This window comes from Glycocaulis albus (genome assembly GCF_014639075.1).
Classification (GTDB): domain Bacteria; phylum Pseudomonadota; class Alphaproteobacteria; order Caulobacterales; family Maricaulaceae; genus Glycocaulis; species Glycocaulis albus.
The window spans coordinates 131,546-154,350 of the sequence record NZ_BMFS01000002.1 but is presented as its reverse complement, the minus strand read 5'-3'; the positions used below and the strand labels follow the sequence as shown (position 1 = coordinate 154,350).

Genomic DNA, 22,805 nt, shown 5'->3' with positions numbered 1-22,805 from the left:
CCGGCCTTATCCGCCCGCGCGTTCAGCCTTTTTCACCTCGCCCCATTCGGCTTCCATCTCGTCCAGGCTGGCCTGTCCAACCGGATTTCCAGCCGCTTCCATGCGCGTTTCAACCGCGCGGAAACGGCGCTCGAACTTGGCGTTCGCTGCGCGCAGGGCTTCCTCCGGATCAACATCAAGTTTGCGGGCCAAGTTGGCGCAGACAAACAATAAATCGCCGACTTCTTCCTTGATGTTGGCGGTATCCTGAGCAGCGATGGCTTCGCGCAGCTCGCGTGCTTCTTCCTCAAACTTGTCCAGCACCCGCGCTGCATCCGGCCAGTCAAACCCCACACGCGCGGCGCGTTTTGTGAGTTTGAGCGCACGCAGCAGGGCGGGCAGGGCGAGGGGAATGTCGGCGAGGGCGGAGCTGTCCGGATTTCGCGCGGCGCGCTCTTGGGCTTTTTGTGCCTCCCAGGCGATTGTCTGGCCTTGCGCGTCGCGCATATCGCCATCACCAAACACGTGCGGATGGCGGCGTTCCATCTTTCCGGCGATGGCTTCTGCCACATCGTCGAACGTGAAATGCCCGGATTCGGACGCCATCTGGCTGTGGAAGACGACCTGAAACAGCAGATCACCCAGTTCGGATTTCAGGTCTGCCATGTCCGCGCGGGCAATGGCGTCGGCAACCTCATAGGCTTCCTCGATCGTGTAGGGGGCAATGGAGGCGAAATCCTGCTCCACATCCCACGGGCAGCCGGTTTGCGGGTCGCGCAAACGGGCCATGATGGCGAGAAGGCGGTCCAGCGGGTTCCCGGTTACGCCCTGCGTCCCGGCTTGGTCATCGAGGGGCGTATCAGGCATGGCTTGTTACCTTTTGTCCGGCGGTGTGGCGGGCATTATGCTGGGCCGTTTCAGCGCGTGTGTGAACCGTCCGGATTTGCCATTGCGGTGATAATCGGACAATGGGGGCGATCATCTCCATCGCACGCCTGCGCCAGAGCCTCCAGCGCCGTGATCATGGCGTTGAGTTCAGTGACCCGTTCACGCAGTGCGGTGATATGCCTGTCCGTGAGCCGTTTGACCTCGACACTTGATCTTGAACGATTCCGCCACATTCCCAGCAGGGCTTTCACGTCCGTCATCGGGAAGCCGAGCCGCCGGCATGCGCCGATAAAACGCAATGTCTGAACATCCTGTGGCCCGTAGACACGATAACCGTTGACGGTTCGTGCCGGTTCCAGCAGGGCAATCTCTTCATAATAGCGGATCATCTTGCGCGAGATCCCCGATGCCCTGGCGGCCTCACCGATATTCATATCTGCCGCTTCACATCAACGCGTACATGCGCAAGGGCATCCAGATCGCCATGGCGATCATGATCAGGTTCTCGGTCAGCGAGATGAAGCCGAGCGGCACGCGGCTATCGCCGCCCATGCACGCGCATTTCAGTTCGCGCCGGTCAATATAGACCGCCTTGAACACCGATATCGCCCCAATCGACCCGATGAAGAGAGCGGCGGGGGCGGCGAGCCATATCAGGCTGCCAGCCAGCATGAGCACGCCGGCGCCCGCTTCCACGAACGGGTAGACACGCCCGTACGGCACCCAGCGCCGTGCCAGCAGATCGTAGTTCAGGAACATGGTCGAAAAGGATTCGATATTGGTCAGCTTCTGCAGGCCGAGCAGCACCATGGCAATGGCAATGAAGTGCTCCAGCGTGCGCAGCTGGACCAGGCTGCCGCCGGATTGCCAGCCCACCGCCAGAGCCAGAAGCGCTGCGATGCTGAACAGGGCGATGACTGGGGTGTAGCTGGTGGCCTTGCCGGTGGAGAGACCGAAATACTCGCGCAAGGCCTCATACCCGCCAATGCGCTGGCCATCGATAAAGGTCTGGGGTGTCGTCTTCACATCATGCTCGGCCTTGAAGGCGTCCGTTTCCTCGCGGCTGGTCAGCAAATGGTCATCGACCTCATAGCCCTTGCTCTGCAGCAAATGACGGCTTTTCAGCCCGTAAGGGCAGGTGTGGTCAGGCATGTCCATCCGGTAGAGCGTTGCGGTCTTGCCAGTCATGAGGGCGTCCTTTCCCGAGAGCTCGCTTCTGATCGGCGCGCATGCTCAACCTTACCATAAGGGGAAGGTCAATGGGGTGGGCTGTGGCGGATACTCAGATCCAGCGGCGCACGCGCGCGCGGTAAGCGGTAAAGGTGTCGCCGAAGAGGGCCTGTAGCGCACGTTCCTCGGGCCGGATCTGAAACCGGTCAATATAAGCGACAAAAACGGCCAGGCCGAGAAGCCCGGCTGGATGCCCCAGAATGACGGTCCAGCCGAGAAGCATGACAGCCATGCCGAGATACATCGGGTTGCGCGTGCGGGCGTAAATTCCGCTATCAACAAGCGCGGTGGCTGCGGCCGGATCAATCGGGCTGACGGTGGTGCGCGCTTTCTGGAACGCGATTATGCCGGCCGCCGCGATGGCAACGCCCAGCGCAGCGATAATGAGGCCAAGCGCTGCTTGGCCGGGAAAGTTCAGGCTGAGCGCCGGGGTCAGCGTCGTCACGCCCCAGGCGAGCGCGCCGGAGGCCAGCACGACCAGAGGAGGCGGGATGCGGGTTTCGAGGAACGTCATGCCAAGTGCTCCCATGTGAACCGTAACCATATCCGTTTGTCGCATAATAAATATTATGAGAAATAATATGCGACGCTATCTTGCGATACTGTATGATCCTAGGCCGAGTCTGCGGCCAGAATCTCGCCTGTGGCCTCTGCAATAACGATTTTCAGCCCGTCATAGCCAGGCCGAACGCCGTCAGGACAGCGTGCCAGCACGGTGCGGTAATCCATGTCGATATGCATGTTGGTGAGCACCCCATGAGCCGCGCCAGCGCGTTTGAGCCAGCCAAGTGTCTGGTCCAGATGGGAATGGGATGGATGCGGCTTGTCGCGCAAGGCATCAGCTATCCAGAGGCTTATGCCGGAAATCGCATCAAAGGCGCTAGCGGGCATGTCCTTTACATCCGGCGTGTAAGCCATCGGGCCGACGCGCACGCCGCTGCAGGGCGTGGAGCCGTGATCAACCGTGAAGAAGCGAGCCTCGATCCGCCCGCCTGCCCCGTCCACGGAGAATGGCGCATCTTCCGGCAACACAACGGGCTCCAGAATGGGCGGATAGCCTGAACCTGGCGGCGTTTCAAAGATATATCCGAAGCGCGCGAACAGTGCTTCATACGTAAAATCAGCCATATAGGCCAATAATCTCGCGCGGCGCCGATAGACGATGGCACGCAGATCATCAATGCCGTGCGACTGGTCGGCATGGTCATGGGTGAATGCCACACCATCGAGCCCGGCCACATGTTCGCGTAGCATCTGAAACCTGAAATCTGGTGACGTATCAATGACTAATCGGGTTATTTGCGTGTTGTCGGCGAGCGCGGACAGGCTCTCCGCCCGCTCTACCAGCAGCGAGCAGCGCGTGCGGTAGTTCTTCGGTTCTGCCGGATCGCAATCGCCCCAGTCGCCATCGACGCGTGGGACACCGCCCGATGAGCCGCAACCCAGCAGCGTGATGCGCAGTATGCCGCTCACACCGGCACCTTGATACGGTCGAACAGTGCCAGACAATTGGCCGTCGTGCGCTGCGCGGTTTCCTCCGCGCTCCAGCCGCGCAATTCACCTAGTTTTTCAGCAATATGCGGCAGGAAGCCCGGCTCGTTCCTCTGCCCGCGATGCGGGACCGGCGCCAGGTACGGGCAATCGGTCTCGATGATCACGCGGTCAGCCGGCACGATATCGCGGAAGATCGCCCGCACATCGTCGGCCTTCTTGAAGGTGATGATGCCGGACGCGGAGAACCATAGGCCCAGTGCGCTCGCCCGCCGCGCGAGCTCTTCTCCGCCTGTATAGCAGTGCAGCAGGGCCTTGAACGGCCCCTTCCCCATCTCCTCCTCCAGCAGGTCTGCCATTTGCGCGTCGGCTTCCCGGCAGTGCAGGATGAGCGGCAAACCGGTGCGCCGTGCCGCTTCGATATGGGCACGCAGGCTCGTCATCTGCTGATCCAGCGGGCTGTAATTATAGTGCAGGTCGAGGCCTGTCTCGCCGATCGCGACGAGTTTGGGATGGTCATCAGCCATCGCGATCAACTCGTCAGCGGTAATATCCGGCCGGTCCTTGGCGTGATGAGGATGGGCACCCAGCGTAAACCAGACATCTTCATGCGCTTGCGCAATTGCCTTGACCTGATCGAATTCGCCCAGACGGCAACAGATCGCGATGATGGGCGATACGCCCGCCGCGCGCGCACGGTCCAGCACCGCATCCAGGTCATCGGCATAGGTCTCGCCATGAAGATTGGCGTGTGAATCGATCAACATGGGCGAAATCCCGTTATGCTTCAGCCTGCTGGTTGCCGGGCCGCGTCTTCCAGCAGTGAAAATGCAGCCAGAAGGCTCTGCCGGGGGTCGAGATAGAGCGTTTCGGCCTCGCGGGCGAGGCTGGTAATCCGTCTTGAAGTGTCGGCCCATTGTCCCGCAGGCACTGCCTGGCCGCTGCCGGCGGCTTGCCTTGCACGGCGTGCGGATTCGCCGGCCATCATGTCAAACAGCACAGCGCGTGCCTGGTGGCTGTCGGTGCCTGTGGCCTTGCTGATGAGGCGTTCCGCAGCGTTCTGGTCGATGCGCCCTGACGGGGTGATGGCGGCAGCGAGGTCGCGCTGCATTCCCGCGAGGCCGCTAGTGTGGAAGGCAAGCGCCCTGCCCGGCGCCCCCTTGGCGAGGTCTGCCAGCAGAGTGGCCTCTTCAGCGGGCACCGAATGTGTGGTTTCCAGCCAGTTAGCGCAGGCCAATTGCGGTTCGGCGCGCAGATGCAGGCGGCGGCAGCGAGAGCGTACGGTCGTTGGCAGGCGGCCGGGCGATGTGACCACAAGAATGAGAATTCCCCGCTCCGGCGGTTCCTCAAGACTTTTCAGCAAGCCATTGGCAGCATTGCGATTCATTTCGTCGGCGCTATCGATTATGGCCACCCGCCAACCGCCTTCAGCGGCCCGGCGGGAGAAAAAGGCAGGGATGCGCCGGGCTTCCTCAATGGTGATCTCGCCCTTCAGCCGCTTGCGCTGCTCGTCATAGGGGCGGCGGACCAGCAGAAGGTCGGGGTGTGACAGTGCCTCGATGCGCTGGTTCACCGGGTCTCCGGCCTGATGTGCCAGCGGCGCTGACGGCTCCGGCTTCACGCCCAGCAAGCGCCGCGCCATGCGCCAGGCGAGCGTTGCCTTGCCGACGCCCTTCGGCCCGGTAATCATCCAGGCATGGTGCATGCGGCCAGAGCGGATGGCAGAGGCAGCAGCCTCCTCCGCATCGGCGTGTCCGAACAGGGTGTGGACGTGGCGCGGATGCGGCAGGCCGGGCTCTGCATCGGCTTCTGGCAGGGCATCATCGCTCATCACGGCCACCCCAGTCTTTGCTCGATCTGACTCAAGGCGGCTGCCAGCACCCGGTCTTGCGGTTGCCGCGCATCAATCGTCGCGCACCGGTCCGGCTCGGCCGCCGCGATGTCTAGGAAGCCTTTTCGCAGACGCTGGTGGAAGGCCAGTCCCTTGCCCTCAAAGCGCTGTTCGGAACCGCCTCTGGAGCCCGCCCGTTGAAGTCCGAACTCGGGATCGAGGTCGAGAACCAGGGTCAGGTCCGGCGTGAAATTACCGAGGGTCAGGCGGCGGAGCTTGTCCAGGGTTGAGCGGTCAATTCCGCCTGCCGCGCCCTGATAGGCAGTGGTGGAGTCGAAAAACCTGTCGGATATCACCCACCTGCCTGCGGCCAGCTCGGGTTTGATGCGGCGCTCCACATGATCATGGCGGGCAGCGTAGAGCAGCAATGCCTCACTCATGGGCTGCCATCGCTCTGCCGCGCCTTCCACCAGCAGTTTGCGTATTTCTTCAGCGCCCGGTGTCCCGCCCGGCTCGCGCGTGCGTTCGACGCCGATGCCGCGCTGGACCAGGACTGCTTCCAGCCCGGCGGCGAGTGTGGACTTGCCGGTCCCCTCCCCGCCTTCCAGCGAGATGAAGCGTCCGCGTGCCATGCCCGGTGTCAGCCGCTTACGAGATTGACCAGGGCGCTCATGGCGCGCGAGACCATGCCCTGGCGGCGTACATCGCTGCCGGCCTCCAGCGGGTATTCCCGCGTGCGGCCGTCCGGCATGGATACGACCAGGCGTGCCACCTGATCGCCTTCGGATACCGGGGCGATGAGCGGGCCGTCATAGACGATCTCGGCGCGCATCCGGTCACGTTCGCGCCGGTGCATGGCAACACGCACCGGACCGGTGGTGCGCAAGGCGACGGTGCGCGCAGTGCCCATGTGCACGTCTGCGCTACCCAATTCCTCCCCGGGCGCCGCCAGGTCGGCCATGATGAAATCGGCGAAAGCCGCGCGCATCAGCCGCTCGGCTTCATTGGCGCGTTCGCGCATGGACTGGGTGCCATTGAAGACGATGATACGGCGTTCCCCATTGCGTTCAGCGGAGGCCGTCAGGCCGTATCCCGCCTCGCTGGTATAACCGGTTTTCAGGCCGTCTGCGCCATCCACCACGCCAAGGAGCGGATTGCGGTTCGCCTGTGTAATGCCGTTATAGGAAAAGCTGGTTTCGCTATAGAGATCATAAAACTGCGGGTGATTTCGGATGATGTGGGCTGCCAGCCTGGCCAGGTCTTCCGCCGAGACTTCGTGTCCCTCTGCGGTCAGGCCAGTCGAATTGCGGAAGCTTGCCGTCTCCAGTCCCAGCTCGCGCGCCCGGCGGGTCATCATGTCGGCAAAGGCTTCCTCGCTGCCGCCCAGCGCTTCGGCAACGACGATGCACGCATCATTGCCCGACTGCACGATGATGCCGCGAAGGAGATCGTCCACACGGGCACGGCTATTGACGTCGAGGAACATGGTTGAGCCGCCAGAAGCCGCCCCGCCCTCACGCCAGGCCCGCACGCTGACAGGCAATTCGTCATCGAGCGACAGCGTGCCGGCCTCGAGGGCCTCGAACACCATCAGCGCTGTCATCAGCTTGCTCATGGATGAGGGCGGCATGGGCTGGTCGCCATTTTTCGAGAACAGTATCTCGCCGGTCTCATAGTCCATGATCACGGCATGGCTGGCCGATGTCTGGAATACGGGTTCCTGCGCGGTGGCCAGGCCACCAAAGACAAGAAACAGACCGGCAAGTGCGGCAACGAGACGGGCCATGGCGGCTCTCCAGCGTCAGCAGATTAACAGGGGCAGTCCATAAAACCGTGCGCCGGGCCTGCCGTCCAGACAGGCGCACAGGTTGCCGCCACTTCAGTTGGCGGCGCCACGCGCGCTGGCGGTATTGCGCCGGGGCACAAAGCCAGACAGGGCAGCGCGGTCGAGCGGGTCGGCCGGGCCAAATGCCTCCACCCGAACCTCTGCCAGACCGTCCTCGATAAGGTTCAGCATCCGCGCGGCAGCGCGGCTGAGATCGACGATCCTGCCTTCCACGAACGGGCCGCGGTCATTGATGCGCACGACAACGCTAGCGCCGGTGTCCAGCCGGGTGACGCGGGCAAGGCTGCGCAAGGGAAGCTCGGGATGCGCCGCCGTGAGGGCATGCATGTCATATACCTCGCCGCTGGCGGTGAGCCGCCCATGAAAGCGCTCGCCATACCAGGACGCCAGGCCGGTTTCACTGTGACGGGGCGCTTGTGTGAGGGGGTCGGGCGCAGGGCTGCCCGCTACAGCGACGACATGTACAGGGCTGGCCGCCGGCAAGGGGGCCATTGTAACGGCATTCCGGTCAGCGGTCTGTGAACAGGCCGCCAGCAGGCATGCTGCAACGGCCATCCAGATACCCGTCAGGTGAATGCGCATTGAAATCATCGGCTATCCTTGCGCCCTGCCCGATCACAGTCCTCGTCACTAGCAGGCGCCAACCGGGCCTGCAACGTGCCCGGTGCGCGCTGGCGGGGCCGCCCGCCTCAGGCCGCAGTCCCGGACGCCTGCTCTTTCGCGTGGCGCTTTTCACTGCCGGAAAACTCCAGATCCTTGTGGCGGCGGCGGTCCGGGCCGGTAAAGCTTTTCGACCGGACGAAGGGGCGCGGTGCATTGATGACTTCCGCGATCCGGTTCCACAGATCACGCGCGGTAACCGGCTTGACGCACACTTCAGTGACGCCTGCGTCGCGTGCGGCGATAACGCGCGAGCGTTCGGTGAAGCCCGTGATCATGATGATCGGGACCATCTGCTGGTTATGGTCCCGTCCGGTGCGGACCAGACGCGTGAACTCGATCCCGTCCAGGATCGGCATATTATAGTCTAGCAGTACGAAATCATACTGGCGGGTGCGGATCAGCTCCAGAGCCTCGACGGCACCGCGCACCTCGTCCACATGACGGATGCCAAAACTGTTGAGGACCGTGCGCAAAATGGAAGCCATGTGCGTGTTGTCGTCCACGATAAGGACGCGCAACACTTCCAGCCGCCTGCGTTCTCCCGCACTGCTATCCGGCAAAGTCCCACACTCCGGTCCAATTCTTACCAACCTAGGCGGGCATTGCTGAATAAACGGTTGCTGATCCTGACTGTCACTGTATCGACGGTGGCATGCTGGCTGTAAGGCTTGCCGGGAGGCTGTCCAAGCGGCTAAACGGTCCGCGTCGGAGGGGTGGCCGAGTGGTTTAAGGCACCGGTCTTGAAAACCGGCGTGCGGGAAACCGTACCGTGGGTTCGAATCCCACCCCCTCCGCCAGCTAACTTCTACCGCTGGAACAAAAAAAGCCTGCACGTTGCCGTGCAGGCTTTTTCCGTTCTGCCTTGGCCTGAAGGGGAACAGGCCGGCTCGCGAACAGGCAGGCAGGACGGGCCTTGCAGCCCGCCCAACCCCTGTTCACGCACGCATTCTAGAAATCGTAGCTGAGGCCGAGATAGTAGTAGCCGCCGCTGGTTCCGAACACGGAGTGGTTGTCGTAGATCATGCCGAAGGCGTCCAGGCCCGGACCGCGGCCCGGCGGGTAGGTGTTGCCCAGATTGCGGCCGCCGAGCGTGACCGTGACGTTTTCAAAGCCGCGATAGCGTACTTCGGCGTCATAGAGCACTTCGGCATCGCGCGGCAGGAAGTTCGTCGCGCCATTCAGGCGGCGCCACGAGCCGTAGTACACCGCACGCCCCATCAGCTCGAAGTCAGCCACGGTGTGGGTGAGCGTGACGTTGGAGCGCCAGCGCGGCGTGCCACGTTCGAATTCCTGCACCTTGGCCGGGCTGAAAATGCCGGTCGGGTCTGAACGCAGGATCTGCTCGTTATAGTTGGTCGCCAGGCTCAGATTGGTGGTCTGGCCATTGTTCCAGTCAAACAGGTAGGAGGCGACGAGGTCGAAGCCGCGCACCCGCGTGTCCAGACGGTTCTGGAAGTAACGTACCGTCTGCACCCCTGCCCCATTGGGATAGCCAAGAGCAGCCAGCTGCGCGCGCTGGGCCGGTGTGGTGGCGATGGCATCGTTCAGCAGAAGGCGGTCATCGACGTCGATCTGGTAGAAATCGAGCGTGGCAGACAGAGCCCCGGCCGTTACCACGAAACCGCCGGAGAAGCTGGTCGAGGTTTCCGGCACCAGCGGGGTGGAACCAAAGATCGCCGCTTCAGGAGAACCGGGCACCAGCACCGCGTCGAGCACGAAATTGCCCTGGTCGAGCTGGGAGGTCTGGCTCTGTCCGAAGAGCTGGCCGGCCGCCGGAGCGCGGAAGCCTGTGCTGACCGCACCGCGAACCGCGAAATTGTCGGTCAGGTCATAGCGGGTCGCCAGCTTGTAGCTGAGATTGTCCCCGAATGCCTCGTAGTCTTCAAAGCGCAGGGCGGCGGCGAAGGTCCAGCGGTCCGTGATATCGGTTTCCACCTCCAGATAGGCGGCGATGGAGTCGGTCTCGAACTCGCCGGCTGCATCCGGGCTGAAGCCCTGGAAGCCGTTGGCGCCCACCGGCAGGTCCTGCAGCGGACCGGCGCGATAGGAGGCCGGATCGCCCACGCCGATCGTGTAGGCTTCATTGCGGTAGCTCAGACCGCCGTAGAAGAAGAGTTCGCTGGCGAGCCCGTCAACGTTAAACGATTTGTAGAAGTCCGCGTTGAGCTGATATTCACGCTGCGCCAGGCTGCCGGGGCGGAAGCTGGTGGGCGAGTCCACGCCCATGGACGCGTTGATGGTGTTGGATATCCGGTACTCGATCTCGTTGCGGCCCCAGCGTGCCGAGAGATCCCAGCCGAAATTTTCCGATTCCTCACGGCGAACGCCCAGAACGGTAGAGAAGTCCGTCTGTTCACCGCCGAAGATCGGCACATAGCCGCCCGGATAGATGGCAGCGAGGTCAAATTGCTGCGGGTGAGCCGGCGTACCCTCGAATGCAGATTGGGCATAGGAGGCGTGCTGACCCAGGCCGCCGGCCGCAATAGACTGACGGTAGAAGAAGCCGACTTCGCTGTCGGTGATGGCGGCGTTACCGAACAGATAGCCCTGCATGCCATTGCCCAGATCAAGGCCGGCATTCCATGACGTCTTGATCGCGCTATAGGCCGGGTCACCCAGGTTCACGGGATGCTCGGGCACGTCCTGGACGCCCTGCTGGCGCAGCGCCTCCGCGCCGACGTGCGGGCCATGGCGGTAAGTGCCGCTTTCCTCGGTCAGCTGGAAAGAGAGGTTGATGAAGCCGTTTTCAGACAGCGGCAGGCCGATATTGCCCTGCGCGTCCAGCACGTCACCACCATCAAAGTACTGACCGGCATGACCAATGAAGCTGGCGCCATTATCGGCATCGCGCAGGGTCAGGTTGATAACGCCCGCAATGGCGTCCGAGCCATACTGGGCCGAGGCGCCGTCGCGCAGCACCTCGATGGAGCCCAGCGCGATCGGCGGGATCATGTTGAAGTCCTGGCCTTGCGAGCCGGACGTGGTGGCATGGCCGGTGCCGATCTGCACCACCGATGAGCGGTGCCGGCGGTGACCGTTGAGCAGCAGCAGCACATGGTCTGCCGGCGAGGCACGCAGCGTTGCGGGCCGCACGAACGAAGAACCATCGTTCAGCGGCAGGCGCTGGACGTTGAAGGCGGGCACGGAGGTGCGCAGCGCATCGTTGACGTCGACATAGCCCGTCGACACCAGCTCGTCGGGCGAGATGACGTCAATCGGCACAAGGCTTTGCGTATCGGTACGGCCCTGGCGGCGTGTACCGGTCGTTACCGTGATTATTTCGACTTCCGGGCGAGCGGATGCGCCTTCAGGCGCCTGAGCCATGGCGGCCGGAGCCAGCCCCGTAAAGCTCGCGGTGGCCAGCGCCACCATCCCCGCCTGGGCGAGCAATGTTTTTTTCATGATATTCCCCGATTCATTCATCGACAGTGATGTCGGATGAGTTGTCAGCCGATCATCTAAAAAATTTCCTATCGTAAATTTTTTAGATGATCAAGGCCGGTGTCATCAAATCGTCAATCAACCGATGACATCGCGATAAAGACGCATGAGATTGCCGCCCATGATGCGGTCGGTGTCGCTCTGCGTGTATCCACGGGCAAGCAGGCCGTCCCGGATGACTGCCATCCGGGCAGGTCCGTTGAGCTGGTCGATGAATAGCGGCCAGTCAGCCTCATTGAAGGCTGCACCCATCTCACGGCGCAGCGATTCGAGGTATTCCTCGCTCATCTCGATCACCCGGTGATCCCGGTCGCTGCCAATGGCCACATGTTCAATGCCGCACACATTCACTGCATGATCGATGTGGGCAAAATATGCCTCGATAGCTCCCTCCCGCCGGTCAGTGAGGAAGGGCCGGATCTGACAGATGCCAGTCACCCCGCCCTGCTCCGCCACGGCGCGCAGATTCTCGTCGGTCGTGCTGCGGATATGCGGGTGAATTGCACGGCACGACGCGTGGGAATTGATAATGGGGAGCGATGAGGCTTCCACCGTGTCGGCCATCGTGCGCATGCCGGCATGGGACACATCGATAAGCATGCCGACATCGTTCATGCGCTCGACCAGGTCATGACCAAACAGGCTGAGGCCGCCATCGCTCGGCTCCCAGCAGCCCGAACCGGCCCAGTTCTGGTCGTTATAGGTCATCTGTGCCGAGCGGACGCCGCTGTCGTAGAAGGCGTTCACGCGGTCGAGATCGCGGCCGAACTGCGTGGTGTTCTGGAACAGGTAGAAGACGGCGATCCGGCCATCACGCGATGCGCGTTCGGCGTCCTGTGCGCTGGTCGCCTTGATGAACCAGTGCGGGTTTTCTGCTATGTGGGCATCGTATGCCTCGACGGCCTCTAGCGCATCGAGATAAGCATCTTCTTCGTACTTGCGCGGATCGCCCAGCGTGACCGTGATGGCTGTAAGTCCGCTCGCGCGCATGGCGGTCAGCAGATCATCACCGTATTCGTGGCGCAATTCGCCCATGGCGTCGAAGGCAAACGGCGCGCTGCCAGACTCAGGCAGGCCGGTAGTGCTCCAAGCGGCTGATCCGGCCACCATGCCGGTGAGGCCGGCGGGCACCGCCGAAGCAAGGAATCCGCGTCGTGAAAACTGCATGACATTTCCTCATATAATTTCTTATCGGAAATAATATGAAGGAAGAGCGGCCCGGCTGACAAGGCCCCCTGCCCGCGATTCGGGCCAGGCTGCAGGACATGCGAGCGCGGAGACTGGTACCGGGATTATCTCAAGGCTGGCCTGGCCGGCTGCGGGTCAAGCGGTGTTGACCCACAATACGACAGCGTCTTCTTCACTGACCGAGACGCAAGCGTGGCGCATATTGCTGTCGATATAGATGCTGTCGCCGGCGCGAAGATGCTCAGGCGCGTAGTGTTCGGTGTGAAACAGCACCTCGCCCTCCAGAACGTAGAGAAACTCTTCGCCCTGGTGGCCGCGCCAATCAAGGAACTCGTCGACTGAGCGGGCCTTGATGACCGAGCGGAAGGGCAAAATCCGCTTGTTCATCAGATCGGACGCCAGCAGGCGGTGGGCGTAGACCGCAGTCTCCATGAGCTTCCCGTCGCCTGCGCGTGTGACAGAACGGCGGCCGGAGGCCTCCATGCCGGTCTCGGCATTGAACAGTCGGGTAATGTCGATCTCGAACCCGTCGGCCAGCTTCTGCACCACGTCGAAGGTTGGCGACATGTGGTCGTTTTCGATCTTGGACAGCGTTGAGGCTGCAAGGCCGGTGCGTTGCGCAGCCTCTTCCAGCGTCCAGTTCTTGCTCTTGCGCAGCTGGCGCACATGCTTGCCAAGCGCCATTGCGCCGGCCCTGCGGCGAGAGGGCGTCTGAACGCGGTTCGATTCGATGATGGTCTGGTAGTCTTGCGTGTTGCTCATGTCTGCCCCGTCACGTGCTCGCGCCCTGGCCAGCCGCATTACCGATGTGTAACGCGTCCAATGTATACCGCAAGGCCGATGCGCCAAGTCCATTCTGTTACGCATTTGACGCGCAGAAAACTTTCCGATAGGAAAAGTTCGATCAACGATGCCGTTTGCCATCGGCTGGCGGGCTATCGCCCGGGGCAGCGAGTGGCAGGCGCACTGAACCACACTAACCAGAATTGGGGCGGGCTATATGCCTGATACACAAAGTCACTTTGCCGCAGATAATGCGGTGATTACGCGCGATCCTGCCGCATTGGCGCAGCAGGCCTTCACGGCAATGGGTCTGGACGTTTCTTTTTCGCGCTCCGGCGGGCTGCCGGTTCATACACCGGTTGATGGCTCTGTCATCGGCGCGATGAACCCGGAAACGGCAGCATCGACGGATGCAGCGATCGAGCGGGCCGTGGCAGCCTTCACGCAATGGCGCGCTGTTCCGTCACCGCGCCGGGGCGAGCTGATCCGCCGGTTCGGAAATCTGTGCCGGGACCACAAGGAAGAGCTCTCCTGTCTGGTCACGCTGGATTGCGGCAAGACGCTGGATGAAGCACGCGGGGAGGTGCAGGAAGTTATCGATATCTGCGACTTTGCCGTGGGCCTGTCGCGCCAGTTGCACGGTCTGAGCATCGCCACTGAGCGCCCCAACCACCGCATGGCCGAAACCTGGCATCCGCTGGGTGTGTTCGCGCAGATCAGCGCGTTTAACTTCCCCGTCGCTGTGTGGTCCTGGGGTACGATGATTGCCCTGACATGCGGAAACGCAGCGATCTGGAAACCGTCAGAAAAATCGCTTCTGTCGGCATCGGCGTGCGCGGGGTTACTGGCGCGCGCCTGTGAGGATTTCGCCGAGGCGCCGGCCCATCTGCACCAGATTCTGACCGGTGGCGGCGATGTCGGGGCACAGCTGGCCGCCGATCCGCGTGTTTCGCTCATCAGCGCGACAGGCAGCACCAGGATGGGCCGTTCTGTCGCCAGCACGGTCGCGGCGCGTCTTGGCCGCTCGATACTGGAACTGGGCGGCAATAACGCTGCCATCGTCACACCTTCTGCCAATCGCGAGCTGGTCCTGCGCGGTGTCACCTTCTCTGCGGCAGGCACGTCCGGCCAGCGGTGCACATCGCTGCGCCGTCTGATCGTCCATGAAAGCGTGCATGACGAGCTGGTCGGCCAGCTGAAGCGCGCCTTCAGCCAGCTGCGTGTCGGCAATCCGCTGGAACCAGGCGTGCATGCCGGTCCGCTGATCGACCTGCCGGCCATGGAGATGTTCAACGCTGCACTGGATCAAGCGCGCGCCGAAGGCGGCACGGTACATGGCGGCCAGCGCGTGCTGGCAGAGGACTATCCTGATGCGGCCTATGTGGCCCCCGCCCTGGTGGAAATGCCCTCGCAGACACCCATTGTGCACACGGAGACCTTCGGGCCGATCCTCTACGTCATGCGCTATCGCACGATCGAGGAAGCCATTGCGATGAACAACGCGGTGCTGCAAGGCCTGTCATCGGCAATTTTCACCGACAATATGCGGGAGGCGGAGCTGTTCACCTCCAGCCTCGGCAGCGATTGCGGCATCGCCAATGTCAATATCGGCACCAGTGGGGCCGAGATTGGCGGCGCGTTCGGCGGCGAGAAGGAAACCGGTGGAGGGCGCGCGTCGGGCTCGGACACCTGGAAGGCGTATATGCGGCGCGCCACCAACACCATCAACTACTCAACTGACCTTCCCCTGGCCCAGGGCGTGCGTTTCGACGCAGCCTGAGCTGAAGTGCGACTTACCAACCCGAAGAAAGGGCAGACCATGACTTTCAAGACCCTGCTTATCACCGGCGCGGCCGCCCTGGCCCTTGCCGGCACTGCAGCCAGCGCGCAAGAGATTCCGCAAGGAACCAGCTACCAGACTGAATCGCTTCTGGGTGAGCGCCTCTATACCCGCTCTGCCGAGACGATGAATCTTGCCGATCCGAGCGCGTTCGAGCGCGCCACGATTGAAGCTCACGCGGCTTATGTTGCCGACATGAACCCGGACACGGCCACCTGGTACGGTCGCATGCTGTCCTATCAGGGCTATTTCCGTGAGGCGATCGAGGTGTATGACGCCGCCATCGAACGCTTTCCCGACAATGCCAAGCTGCGCCGCCACCGCGCGCACCGCTATTTCACGCTGCGCGATTTTGATGCCTCGATCGAGGAAGGCCTGCGCGCGGCAGCTCTGTACGAGAACATGCCACTGGAGCGCGAACTGCTGGGGCCCGACTACTTTCCTTCCACCCCGGACGTCGTCCAGTTCTATCTCTACTACCATCTCGGCCAGGCGTATTTCGCATCCAACCAGTATCGCGAGGCTGCGCGCTGGTTTAACCGCTCCCACGAAGTGGCTCTGGGCGTGGATGATGCCGTAAGCATTACGGCCGCGGTGTACTGGGAGTATATCTCTCTGGCCCGCGCCGGCGACTTCTTTGAGGCGCGCGAGCTTCTCGACAGCTATACGTTCTCGCTGGAAGACCTCGCCGAAAATATCGAAAGCAATTTCTATTTCGACGGGATCCAGCTCTTCAAGGGCGAGCGCGATTTCGACACCTTCTTCAGCGATGAAGATACCGGCATGGCGTTTTCAAACGCCTCGGCAGCGGCGTCGTCAACCGCGTTCACACTCGCCAACTATCTGCTGTTGCAGGGACATCGCGAGGAAGCACGCGAGTGGTACCGCCGGGCGATCAATGTCGATGGCTGGTCTTTCTTTGCGCGTATCCAGGCGGAAGCCGACTGGGCGACGCTCTACCCGGGTGAGACTCCCTAACATCCCTGCCCGGGGCCCTGCACTGCCTTTCCCGGCGGTGCAGGGCACTTCCTCTGCTCCCTGCTTCCGTTGAAAGGTTCCTGTCATGCCAATCCGAGTATCTGCTGCCGCTGCCGCCGTGCTCTTGCTCGCTGCAGGACCGCTGGAGGCCCAGATTGCGGACCGTGATGCCGCCCTCGCCCCTGCTGGCGAAACCTTGCGCGAGGGACAGACCCTGATCGGAACGCAGCTCAGCGAGCCGGGCTTCAGCGATGAATTGCGCCGCGAGCTGGAGCTGGACCTGGCGATTGCCAGGGCCGCGCTGGAACTCGCGCCCCATCGAGAGGACTCGTATATCTGGCTGGGCCGCCGGCTCGGTTATCTCGGCCGTTTTGAAGATGCTGTGGATGTGTTCACACAAGGGCTGGAGCTGTTCCCGGACAGCTACAAGCTGCTGCGTTTCCGCGGACGGCATCTGGCCCGCAGCCGCCAGTTCGAGGCGGCCATCTCCGACTACACGCGTGCGCTCGAGCTTATGGAGGGTGTGCAGGACAGTTTTGAGCCGGACGGCATAGCCAACGCCTATAACCTGCCGCTCGGCACGTTCCGCTCCAACCTGCACTACTACCGGGCACAAACCAGTTTTGCGGCAGGCGATTTCGAGACACTGGTGGCCGGTATGCAGGCGGCACGCGACGAACCGCTGCTGATGGATCCGACCGGCGATATGGGTGTTGCCATCGCCTACTGGCTCTTTATCGGTCACAGCCTTCTGGGCGACGAGGCTGCAGCGCGCGATGCGCTGTCCGGCGTTCACGCGGACCTGCCACTGATAGAGAACGCCAACTACCTGCGCGGCGCATTGTTCTTCAAAGGCGAGATCAGTCGTGAAGAGATGGAGCCATTTCCTGGCGCAATCGAGCAGTTTGCCGTGGCGATGGCAGACCGGCTTGCGGGCAATGACAGGGCCGCTGAAGAAAGAATGGAGGCGATAGTACGCGCGGGCGCATCCGGCTTCTGGCCTGCCGAGACGGAGATATTGCGGATCAGGGCCGGCCGTCAGGCGCAGCACTAGCACCGAGAGGCTTCTCCCGCGCCGGTGCGCCGTTATTCCTTTGCATGTTCGCGTTTTTCCGGCGTCACACTGGCGCCAGCCTTCTCCTGCGCTTTTCGACGATCGAAAACGGCGCGCATATGACGTTCGTCATCCTCCGACAGGCGCTTTGCAAAGTCGGGGAAATGATCGTCTTCCTCTTCGTCAATATGATGAAGATAATCATGCTCCAGCGCCTTGAACTTCTGCAGCCATGCGCCAGATGCCATGTCGGTCGCGGCCAGGTCGTTCAGCGCCTCGTCTATCTCGTGATGTTCGGCAACCGAATGACGGGTCTCGTCAGTCGTCGCAGGTTTGCGCATCATGGTGGAATAAAGCGCCTGCTCCTCCGCTGCGGCGTGCGCTTTCACTTCCCGGGTGAACTCCTCGAACAGAGCCCGGCGTTCAGCGGTGTCACCACTGGTCTTGCCAATCTTGTCCAGCAGGCGGCGATGACGGTCATGGTCGTCTTTCAGACGGGCAAAGATTGCATCTGCTTTGGTCATGGGTGAACGCTCCATTCCAGGGGGGAGGCCGTAACAACCCGCCGGAAGGATGTATGGTTCCGTTCCGGGGCCAAGCCTGCGCCCGGTCGTCACCAGTACGCAGCGCTCGCGCGCTATAACGGGTCGGCCTGGTCTGCGAGCGTCCATATGACGCGCGGCGGACGGCGCTCACCGAGCGGCTGGCGTGCTGTCGGATCCCGGTCCGGTGCTATCTGCTGGCGCAGTTGCCAGCGGACCGGTCCGCCGGGGTGGCGGATACCCGCCCGCACCGTGTTGTCTGCGTTCCGGACTTCGTAATATCCGGCCTCAAGGTCACGCAGGGCAATCATGCCGCGCCGGTCCGTGGTTACGTTGGCAACTGCGTTTCCCGGAGGCACCTTTTCCACGACCACATCGACACCCGGTATGGGGTCCTCTGCCATTGCCTGAGCACCGATGGCGCCCCCCGGCAGAACAAGCGCCGTTGAACCTGCGGCCAATGCCAGCCCGATGGCTTCGCGACGTGATATTGTCATCTGTCTTCCTCCCCTTTTCTAGTCATCCTGCCGCTACAGCGGATCAGACTGGTCGGTGAGGCTCCAGATGGGCCGGCGCGTGTCGCGTCGCTGGCGAAGTTGCCAGCGAACCGGGCCGCCGCGGTGGCGGATGCCCGCGCGAACTGTGTTGTTTGCGTCCCGTACCTCGTAATATCCGGCTTCCAGATCGCGCATGGCGATCATGCCGCGCCGGTCCGTGGTTACGTTGGCGACTGCGTGTCCGGGCGGAACCTTCTCCACCACCACGTCTATGAGCGGGATCGGGTCCTCGGCCTGCGCTTGCCGCGCTGAAGACTGGCCGGCAAACGCCAGGCCCGCAATGCTTGCCGACAAAGTCGACTGGATAAATATTCGTCTGGATTGTTTCATGACGCCCTCCCTGTCCATGAGGGTAACACGGTGCGCCCTGAAACATGACAGGAAGATGAACAGCCTTGAAGATTGAGGAATGTTGGCGTCTGCCAGCTTACTCCCTGACAGCCAGAATGCGCCCCTCGCCGAGGCTGAGCGTGCCGTCTTCGTCAATACTGGCAGGAAGAGAGCCCTGGATGATGCCGAGGAATGTGGATTCCAGCTCCATCAGGTCGCCGGCACAGGCCATGCGCGTAGACAGGCCCTGTCCGAGCACGATGCCTTCGCCGGTCATCTGGTAGCTCGCCGAGTAGCGGTTGCAGGGTCCTTGTCCGGATAGCCGGCCTTCGCCGTCAAACTCCATTGTGACGGCCCGCGGGCCGGGCACTTCCTCTCCGGCGATATGGGTGACCCGCCAGACCTCTCCGGCGAGCAGGCTTTCGGCGTCGCCGCCGCATCCTGAATAGGTTTCCATGTCTGCGAGCGTAATCGTTACCGTATCGGGATATGACAGGCCGGACATCGAATCCTGGCAGATTGTGTGGGTGATCTGGACGGTGAATATCTGCCCGTCATCGCCGGAAACCGTCAGCACATTGGTTTCCTCGTCCAGCGCGCCGCGCCCGGTTACCTGACCGGACAGGCTCGTTTCCCCGTAATTGCCCTGATACACCGCCTCATTGCCGGAAAGCCGCAGGATCCAGCCCGGTTCGTTGCCGCGAGCAGTATAGACGGCCGGCTCCGCTGCGGGTTCCGGTGTGTCTTCGGGCTGTTCCACCGGCCTGTACGCGCTGGACGCACACTGCACCCACTCGCCATCTTCCTCAAACCGCACAAGAGCGCCCTCGCCCCGGCTCCAGAAAGCCCGTGGCCCTTCCTCGCTGCCTGCCTCGAAACGCGCGCCAGAGGCCGCCGGCACCGGGCTGAGGGTGTAGGCGCTATCGCCCATGGTCAGTGTCAGGTCCGGTGTGTTGTAGCGGGCGCTGAACGCCTGCCCTCCATCACACAGATAGGCTGTGTCCTCGGACGCGGCGTGATTGCTGCGTACCAGCATGATGACGCCCAGGTCAGCGTCCGGGTTTCCGGCAGGGAATCGCGCATCTTCAGGGGTTACCCACACCTGGGCGCTATCGGGATCGAGAATCCGGCCGCTGACGGCGAGTTCGCGGTCCGTAGCGATGGCAGCCGGGTCGTATGTCAGGGTGAGATCGACGGGTACCTGACGCCCGGCGAACGGCTCGCGCGCTTCCGCCACCAGTTCGGGACGGTCACTGCCGGGATCGAATGCCAGCAATTGCGCTTCCACAATTGCGTTCTCGCCAAGTGCGATACGTTCCCGGTACGCGACAGCAAACGTCACGCTGGCGGTTCCGGCCTCATTGACGGTTTCGCGATTTTGCGTGGCCTGTCCGTTCGGGCCGCAGCCCGCCGCCAGGAGGACGGCCCCGGCAATGAAGGGGACGAACACGCAGCCCGGTCTCACATGAAGGCGCAAATGGGATACTCCCTGCTTTTGTCAGAACGAATGATTACACTTCCGGACCCGGTGCGGAAAGCATAACCGCACTGGCGAGGCCCCGCGCCAACGCCTTGCCGCTGTCCCTGCCCGCCTGTAGACCGGAGACATGAGCGAACACTTTCCTACCTCGGTAGATCTGGACGGCGAGGACATTCACTGGTCCCCTGAAGGCGGGCTCAGCTATGGCCGCTATCTCGATCTTGACCGTATTCTCGGCGCGCAGGCGCCGCTGACCGGTGAACATGACGAGATGATGTTCATCATCATCCATCAGGCAAGCGAGCTATGGCTCAAACTGTGTCTGCACGAGCTGGACGCCGCTATCACGCATGTTCAGGCCGACGAGGTGCGCCCGGCCATGAAGATGCTGGCGCGCATCGCGCGAATCCAGGAGCAGCTCACCCAGTCATGGGCCGTGCTGTCTACCATGACGCCGTCAGACTATCTGAAGTTCCGCGACCGGTTGGGGCAAAGCTCGGGATTTCAGTCGGCGCAGTACCGGACACTGGAATACCGTCTGGGCAACAAGAATGCGGCGCTGGCAAAGGTGCATGAGGCAACTCCGGACGCTCACGCACTGATTTTGAAAGCACTCAACTCTCCAAGCCTTTATGATGAAACCTTGAAGTTTGCAGCAAGGTGCGGGCTGAGCGTGCCGTCCAGCCATCTGGAACGGGACTGGGCGCAAGCCTATCAGCCCGATGACGCTGTGGAGGCGATGTGGCGCGAGGTCTATCTGGATACGGCGCGCTGGTGGGAAGTCTATGAATTTGCAGAGAAACTCGTTGATCTGGAGCAAAAATTCCAGCAATGGCGTTTCAACCATATGAAAACTGTGGAGCGCATTATCGGTTTCCGGCGCGGCACGGGCGGCTCGGGCGGGGTATCCTATCTCGTCAAGGCGCTGAACTTGCGCCTGTTTCCAGAGCTCTGGACCGTACGCACCACTCTCTAGTCAGGCAGGAAAAGGCCCATGCGGCAGTTTTACATCTTCATCAAGTGCGAGCTGGGCAAGACCTATGATGTTGCCTCGGCTCTGGTCGATACGCTGGAAGAAACCCGGCAGGTGCATTCGGTGTCGGGTGCTTTCGACCTTCTGGCGCAGTTCGCCGTGGAGTCCGAAGCCGATATAGGCCGCTTCGTGAACCAGAAGGTGCAAACCATATCAGGGGTCAAGGACACGCAGACCATCATCTGCTTCAACGCCTTCACCCGTGATCGTGGTCTGGGCGATTAAGGGCAGACCCTGTCATGCACTTCGGCGTTTTTGATCTCTTCAAGATCGGTATCGGCCCGTCCAGCTCCCACACAGTGGGGCCGATGAAGGCTGCACGGCTTTTCCTGGAGCGCGTCGATGCCGAACACGGATTGAAGGCCATCGTGCGGGTGAAGGCGGAGGCCTATGGCTCGCTGGCGCTGACCGGACCCGGGCACGCGACCGACAAGGCGCTGATCTGGGGGCTTGCCGGCGAACATCCCGAAACCGCTGATCCCGATGCACTGCCACGTCTTATAGAAGAGGTAGAGAATTCCGGCACGATCCGTCTTCTCGGCCAGCATCCGATCGGTTTTGACCGCGATACGGACCTGGTTCTTGACGGGAAAATCCGCCTGCCCTTCCACTCAAACGCGATGAAGTTCACCGCTTTCAACGCGAACGGCGACAGCCTGTCTGAACAGCTCTGGTATTCAATTGGCGGCGGGTTTGTGATCGACGAGGCTGAGGCCGGGCGCAATTCCGCCGCTGAAGCGCCGGAGGGCGAGCCCTACCCGTTTGACAGCTGTAACGAGCTGCTGGAAATCGCTGACCGCGAGAACCTGTCTATCCCCGAAATCATGATGGCCAACGAGACCGCTTTCCGCAGCGAGGCGGAGGTGCGCGACCGCATAGCGACGGTCTGGCAGGCCATGGAGGACTGTATCGACCGGGGCGTCGCCGGTGATGGCGTGCTGCCCGGCGGATTGAAAGTGAAGCGCCGCGCGCCTGCCATGCAGCGCCGGCTTGAGGAAGATCCCGACCGGGCCACGCGTGACCCGCTGTCGGCCATGGAATGGGTCAATCTGTGGGCGATGGCGGTCAATGAGGAGAACGCCGCCGGGGGCCGCGTTGTCACTGCGCCGACCAATGGGGCGGCTGGCATCATCCCGGCAGTGGCGCGCTATTTCGACCGGCATTGCAGGAAACCCGGCGATGAAGACGCGATGGTGCGCTTCTTCCTCACCGCTTCGGCAATAGGCGCGCTCTACAAACTCAACGCCTCGATTTCGGGCGCGGAGGCGGGTTGTCAGGGCGAGGTGGGTGTTGCCTGCTCGATGGCCGCGGGAGGGCTCGCGGCGGCGCTGGGCGGTTCAAACCGGCAGATCGAGAACGCGGCCGAGATCGGCATGGAGCACAATCTGGGTCTGACCTGCGATCCGGTGGGCGGGCTTGTCCAGATCCCCTGCATCGAGCGCAATGCCATCGGCGCGATCAAGGCGATCAATGCGGCCCGCCTCGCCATGCTGGGAAATGCCGAATACAAGGTCCGCCTCGACCAGGTGATCGAGACCATGCGCCAGACCGGGCTCGACATGGCTGACAAGTACAAGGAAACGTCCGAAGGCGGGCTGGCGGTCAACGTTCCGGTGTGTTGAGAGCCTGATCCCGGCTCCACACCCGTGAA

24 protein-coding genes and 1 tRNA gene are annotated in these 22,805 nt (G+C 62.3%); 7 read left to right on the top strand and 18 right to left on the bottom strand.

The genetic code is table 11. The features are described 5' to 3' along the window. Window positions 1–6: 6 nt before the first annotated feature. From mazG to IEV75_RS03000, 11 genes are all read right to left on the bottom strand, one after another. Window positions 7–846 carry a nucleoside triphosphate pyrophosphohydrolase gene (mazG, locus tag IEV75_RS03050; protein WP_188451077.1) on the bottom strand — a complete coding sequence of 280 codons (840 nt, stop codon included), beginning with the start codon at window positions 844–846 and terminating at the stop codon, window positions 7–9. A 50-nt stretch (window positions 847–896) separates the two neighbouring features. Then, window positions 897–1,301: a MerR family transcriptional regulator gene (locus IEV75_RS03045; RefSeq protein ID WP_188451076.1), complete on the bottom strand. Its 405-nt coding sequence runs from the start codon at window positions 1,299–1,301 to the stop codon at window positions 897–899. 10 nt (window positions 1,302–1,311) lie between these two features. Then, complete coding sequence (locus IEV75_RS03040) at window positions 1,312–2,055, bottom strand: glutaredoxin family protein (RefSeq protein ID WP_188451075.1); 744 nt, start codon at window positions 2,053–2,055, stop codon at window positions 1,312–1,314. A gap of 94 nt (window positions 2,056–2,149) precedes the next feature. Then, the gene (locus IEV75_RS03035) at window positions 2,150–2,611 is read right to left on the bottom strand and encodes a methyltransferase family protein (protein ID WP_188451074.1); all 462 of its coding nucleotides are present in this window, start codon (window positions 2,609–2,611) and stop codon (window positions 2,150–2,152) included. A gap of 98 nt (window positions 2,612–2,709) precedes the next feature. Further along, complete coding sequence (locus IEV75_RS03030) at window positions 2,710–3,570, bottom strand: MBL fold metallo-hydrolase (RefSeq protein ID WP_188451073.1); 861 nt, start codon at window positions 3,568–3,570, stop codon at window positions 2,710–2,712. Continuing rightward, a complete protein-coding gene (locus IEV75_RS03025; RefSeq protein ID WP_188451072.1) occupies window positions 3,567–4,355 on the bottom strand; it encodes a TatD family hydrolase in 789 nt (262 codons plus the stop codon). The genes IEV75_RS03030 and IEV75_RS03025 overlap by 4 nt, the downstream gene beginning before the upstream one ends. 20 nt (window positions 4,356–4,375) lie before the next feature. Then, on the bottom strand, window positions 4,376–5,419 hold the full coding sequence (locus tag IEV75_RS03020) for a DNA polymerase III subunit delta' (protein WP_188451071.1): 1,044 nt from the start codon (window positions 5,417–5,419) through the stop codon (window positions 4,376–4,378). After that, entirely contained in the window at window positions 5,419–6,051 is a 633-nt protein-coding gene (gene tmk, locus IEV75_RS03015) for a dTMP kinase (RefSeq protein ID WP_188451070.1), read from the bottom strand. The genes IEV75_RS03020 and tmk overlap by 1 nt, the downstream gene beginning before the upstream one ends. A gap of 8 nt (window positions 6,052–6,059) precedes the next feature. Beyond that, window positions 6,060–7,205 carry a D-alanyl-D-alanine carboxypeptidase family protein gene (locus tag IEV75_RS03010; protein WP_188451069.1) on the bottom strand — a complete coding sequence of 382 codons (1,146 nt, stop codon included), beginning with the start codon at window positions 7,203–7,205 and terminating at the stop codon, window positions 6,060–6,062. Between the two features lie 93 nt (window positions 7,206–7,298). Further along, a complete protein-coding gene (locus IEV75_RS03005) occupies window positions 7,299–7,856 on the bottom strand; it encodes a septal ring lytic transglycosylase RlpA family protein (RefSeq protein ID WP_188451068.1) in 558 nt (185 codons plus the stop codon). 98 nt (window positions 7,857–7,954) lie between these two features. Continuing rightward, on the bottom strand, window positions 7,955–8,488 hold the full coding sequence (locus IEV75_RS03000; RefSeq protein ID WP_233351728.1) for a response regulator: 534 nt from the start codon (window positions 8,486–8,488) through the stop codon (window positions 7,955–7,957). 147 nt (window positions 8,489–8,635) lie between these two features. On the opposite strand from IEV75_RS03000, the gene IEV75_RS02995 reads away from it, so the two are divergent. After that, a tRNA-Ser gene (locus IEV75_RS02995) sits at window positions 8,636–8,725 on the top strand. A gap of 151 nt (window positions 8,726–8,876) precedes the next feature. Here IEV75_RS02995 and IEV75_RS02990 read toward each other — a convergent pair. From IEV75_RS02990 to IEV75_RS02980, 3 genes are all read right to left on the bottom strand, one after another. Then, complete coding sequence (locus IEV75_RS02990; RefSeq protein ID WP_188451067.1) at window positions 8,877–11,330, bottom strand: TonB-dependent receptor plug domain-containing protein; 2,454 nt, start codon at window positions 11,328–11,330, stop codon at window positions 8,877–8,879. A gap of 117 nt (window positions 11,331–11,447) precedes the next feature. After that, window positions 11,448–12,536 carry a dipeptidase gene (locus tag IEV75_RS02985; protein WP_188451066.1) on the bottom strand — a complete coding sequence of 363 codons (1,089 nt, stop codon included), beginning with the start codon at window positions 12,534–12,536 and terminating at the stop codon, window positions 11,448–11,450. Window positions 12,537–12,692: 156 nt separating this feature from the next. Next, complete coding sequence (locus IEV75_RS02980; RefSeq protein WP_217982151.1) at window positions 12,693–13,319, bottom strand: helix-turn-helix domain-containing protein; 627 nt, start codon at window positions 13,317–13,319, stop codon at window positions 12,693–12,695. 325 nt (window positions 13,320–13,644) lie between these two features. Between IEV75_RS02980 and amaB the strand changes: the two genes are divergently transcribed. The 3 genes from amaB to IEV75_RS02965 all read left to right on the top strand — a co-directional run bounded on the left by amaB (window position 13,645) and on the right by IEV75_RS02965 (window position 17,212). Continuing rightward, a complete protein-coding gene (amaB, locus tag IEV75_RS02975; RefSeq protein WP_188451253.1) occupies window positions 13,645–15,120 on the top strand; it encodes an L-piperidine-6-carboxylate dehydrogenase in 1,476 nt (491 codons plus the stop codon). A gap of 39 nt (window positions 15,121–15,159) precedes the next feature. After that, the gene (locus tag IEV75_RS02970; protein WP_188451065.1) at window positions 15,160–16,158 is read left to right on the top strand and encodes a tetratricopeptide repeat protein; all 999 of its coding nucleotides are present in this window, start codon (window positions 15,160–15,162) and stop codon (window positions 16,156–16,158) included. A gap of 85 nt (window positions 16,159–16,243) precedes the next feature. Then, on the top strand, window positions 16,244–17,212 hold the full coding sequence (locus IEV75_RS02965; RefSeq protein WP_188451064.1) for a tetratricopeptide repeat protein: 969 nt from the start codon (window positions 16,244–16,246) through the stop codon (window positions 17,210–17,212). A gap of 32 nt (window positions 17,213–17,244) precedes the next feature. On the opposite strand, the gene IEV75_RS02960 is transcribed toward IEV75_RS02965, so the two are convergent. The 4 genes from IEV75_RS02960 to IEV75_RS02945 form a co-directional block, all read right to left on the bottom strand. Next, window positions 17,245–17,736, bottom strand: coding sequence for a hemerythrin domain-containing protein (locus IEV75_RS02960; protein WP_188451063.1), 492 nt, complete (start codon window positions 17,734–17,736; stop codon window positions 17,245–17,247). A gap of 113 nt (window positions 17,737–17,849) precedes the next feature. Continuing rightward, window positions 17,850–18,251 (bottom strand): hypothetical protein, encoded by a 402-nt coding sequence (locus IEV75_RS02955; RefSeq protein ID WP_188451062.1) that lies wholly within the window; start codon window positions 18,249–18,251, stop codon window positions 17,850–17,852. Window positions 18,252–18,284: 33 nt separating this feature from the next. Then, window positions 18,285–18,641, bottom strand: a complete 357-nt coding sequence (locus IEV75_RS02950) for a hypothetical protein (RefSeq protein WP_188451061.1) — start codon at window positions 18,639–18,641, stop codon at window positions 18,285–18,287. A 97-nt stretch (window positions 18,642–18,738) separates the two neighbouring features. Beyond that, complete coding sequence (locus IEV75_RS02945; protein WP_188451060.1) at window positions 18,739–20,118, bottom strand: META domain-containing protein; 1,380 nt, start codon at window positions 20,116–20,118, stop codon at window positions 18,739–18,741. Window positions 20,119–20,248: 130 nt separating this feature from the next. Between IEV75_RS02945 and IEV75_RS02940 the strand changes: the two genes are divergently transcribed. The 3 genes from IEV75_RS02940 to IEV75_RS02930 are packed head-to-tail and all read left to right on the top strand — an operon-like array spanning window position 20,249 to window position 22,776. Further along, on the top strand, window positions 20,249–21,097 hold the full coding sequence (locus IEV75_RS02940) for a tryptophan 2,3-dioxygenase (RefSeq protein WP_188451059.1): 849 nt from the start codon (window positions 20,249–20,251) through the stop codon (window positions 21,095–21,097). A gap of 18 nt (window positions 21,098–21,115) precedes the next feature. Beyond that, on the top strand, window positions 21,116–21,379 hold the full coding sequence (locus IEV75_RS02935) for an Lrp/AsnC ligand binding domain-containing protein (protein ID WP_188451058.1): 264 nt from the start codon (window positions 21,116–21,118) through the stop codon (window positions 21,377–21,379). Window positions 21,380–21,393: 14 nt separating this feature from the next. Next, window positions 21,394–22,776, top strand: a complete 1,383-nt coding sequence (locus tag IEV75_RS02930) for an L-serine ammonia-lyase (RefSeq protein WP_188451057.1) — start codon at window positions 21,394–21,396, stop codon at window positions 22,774–22,776. Window positions 22,777–22,805: the final 29 nt, after the last annotated feature.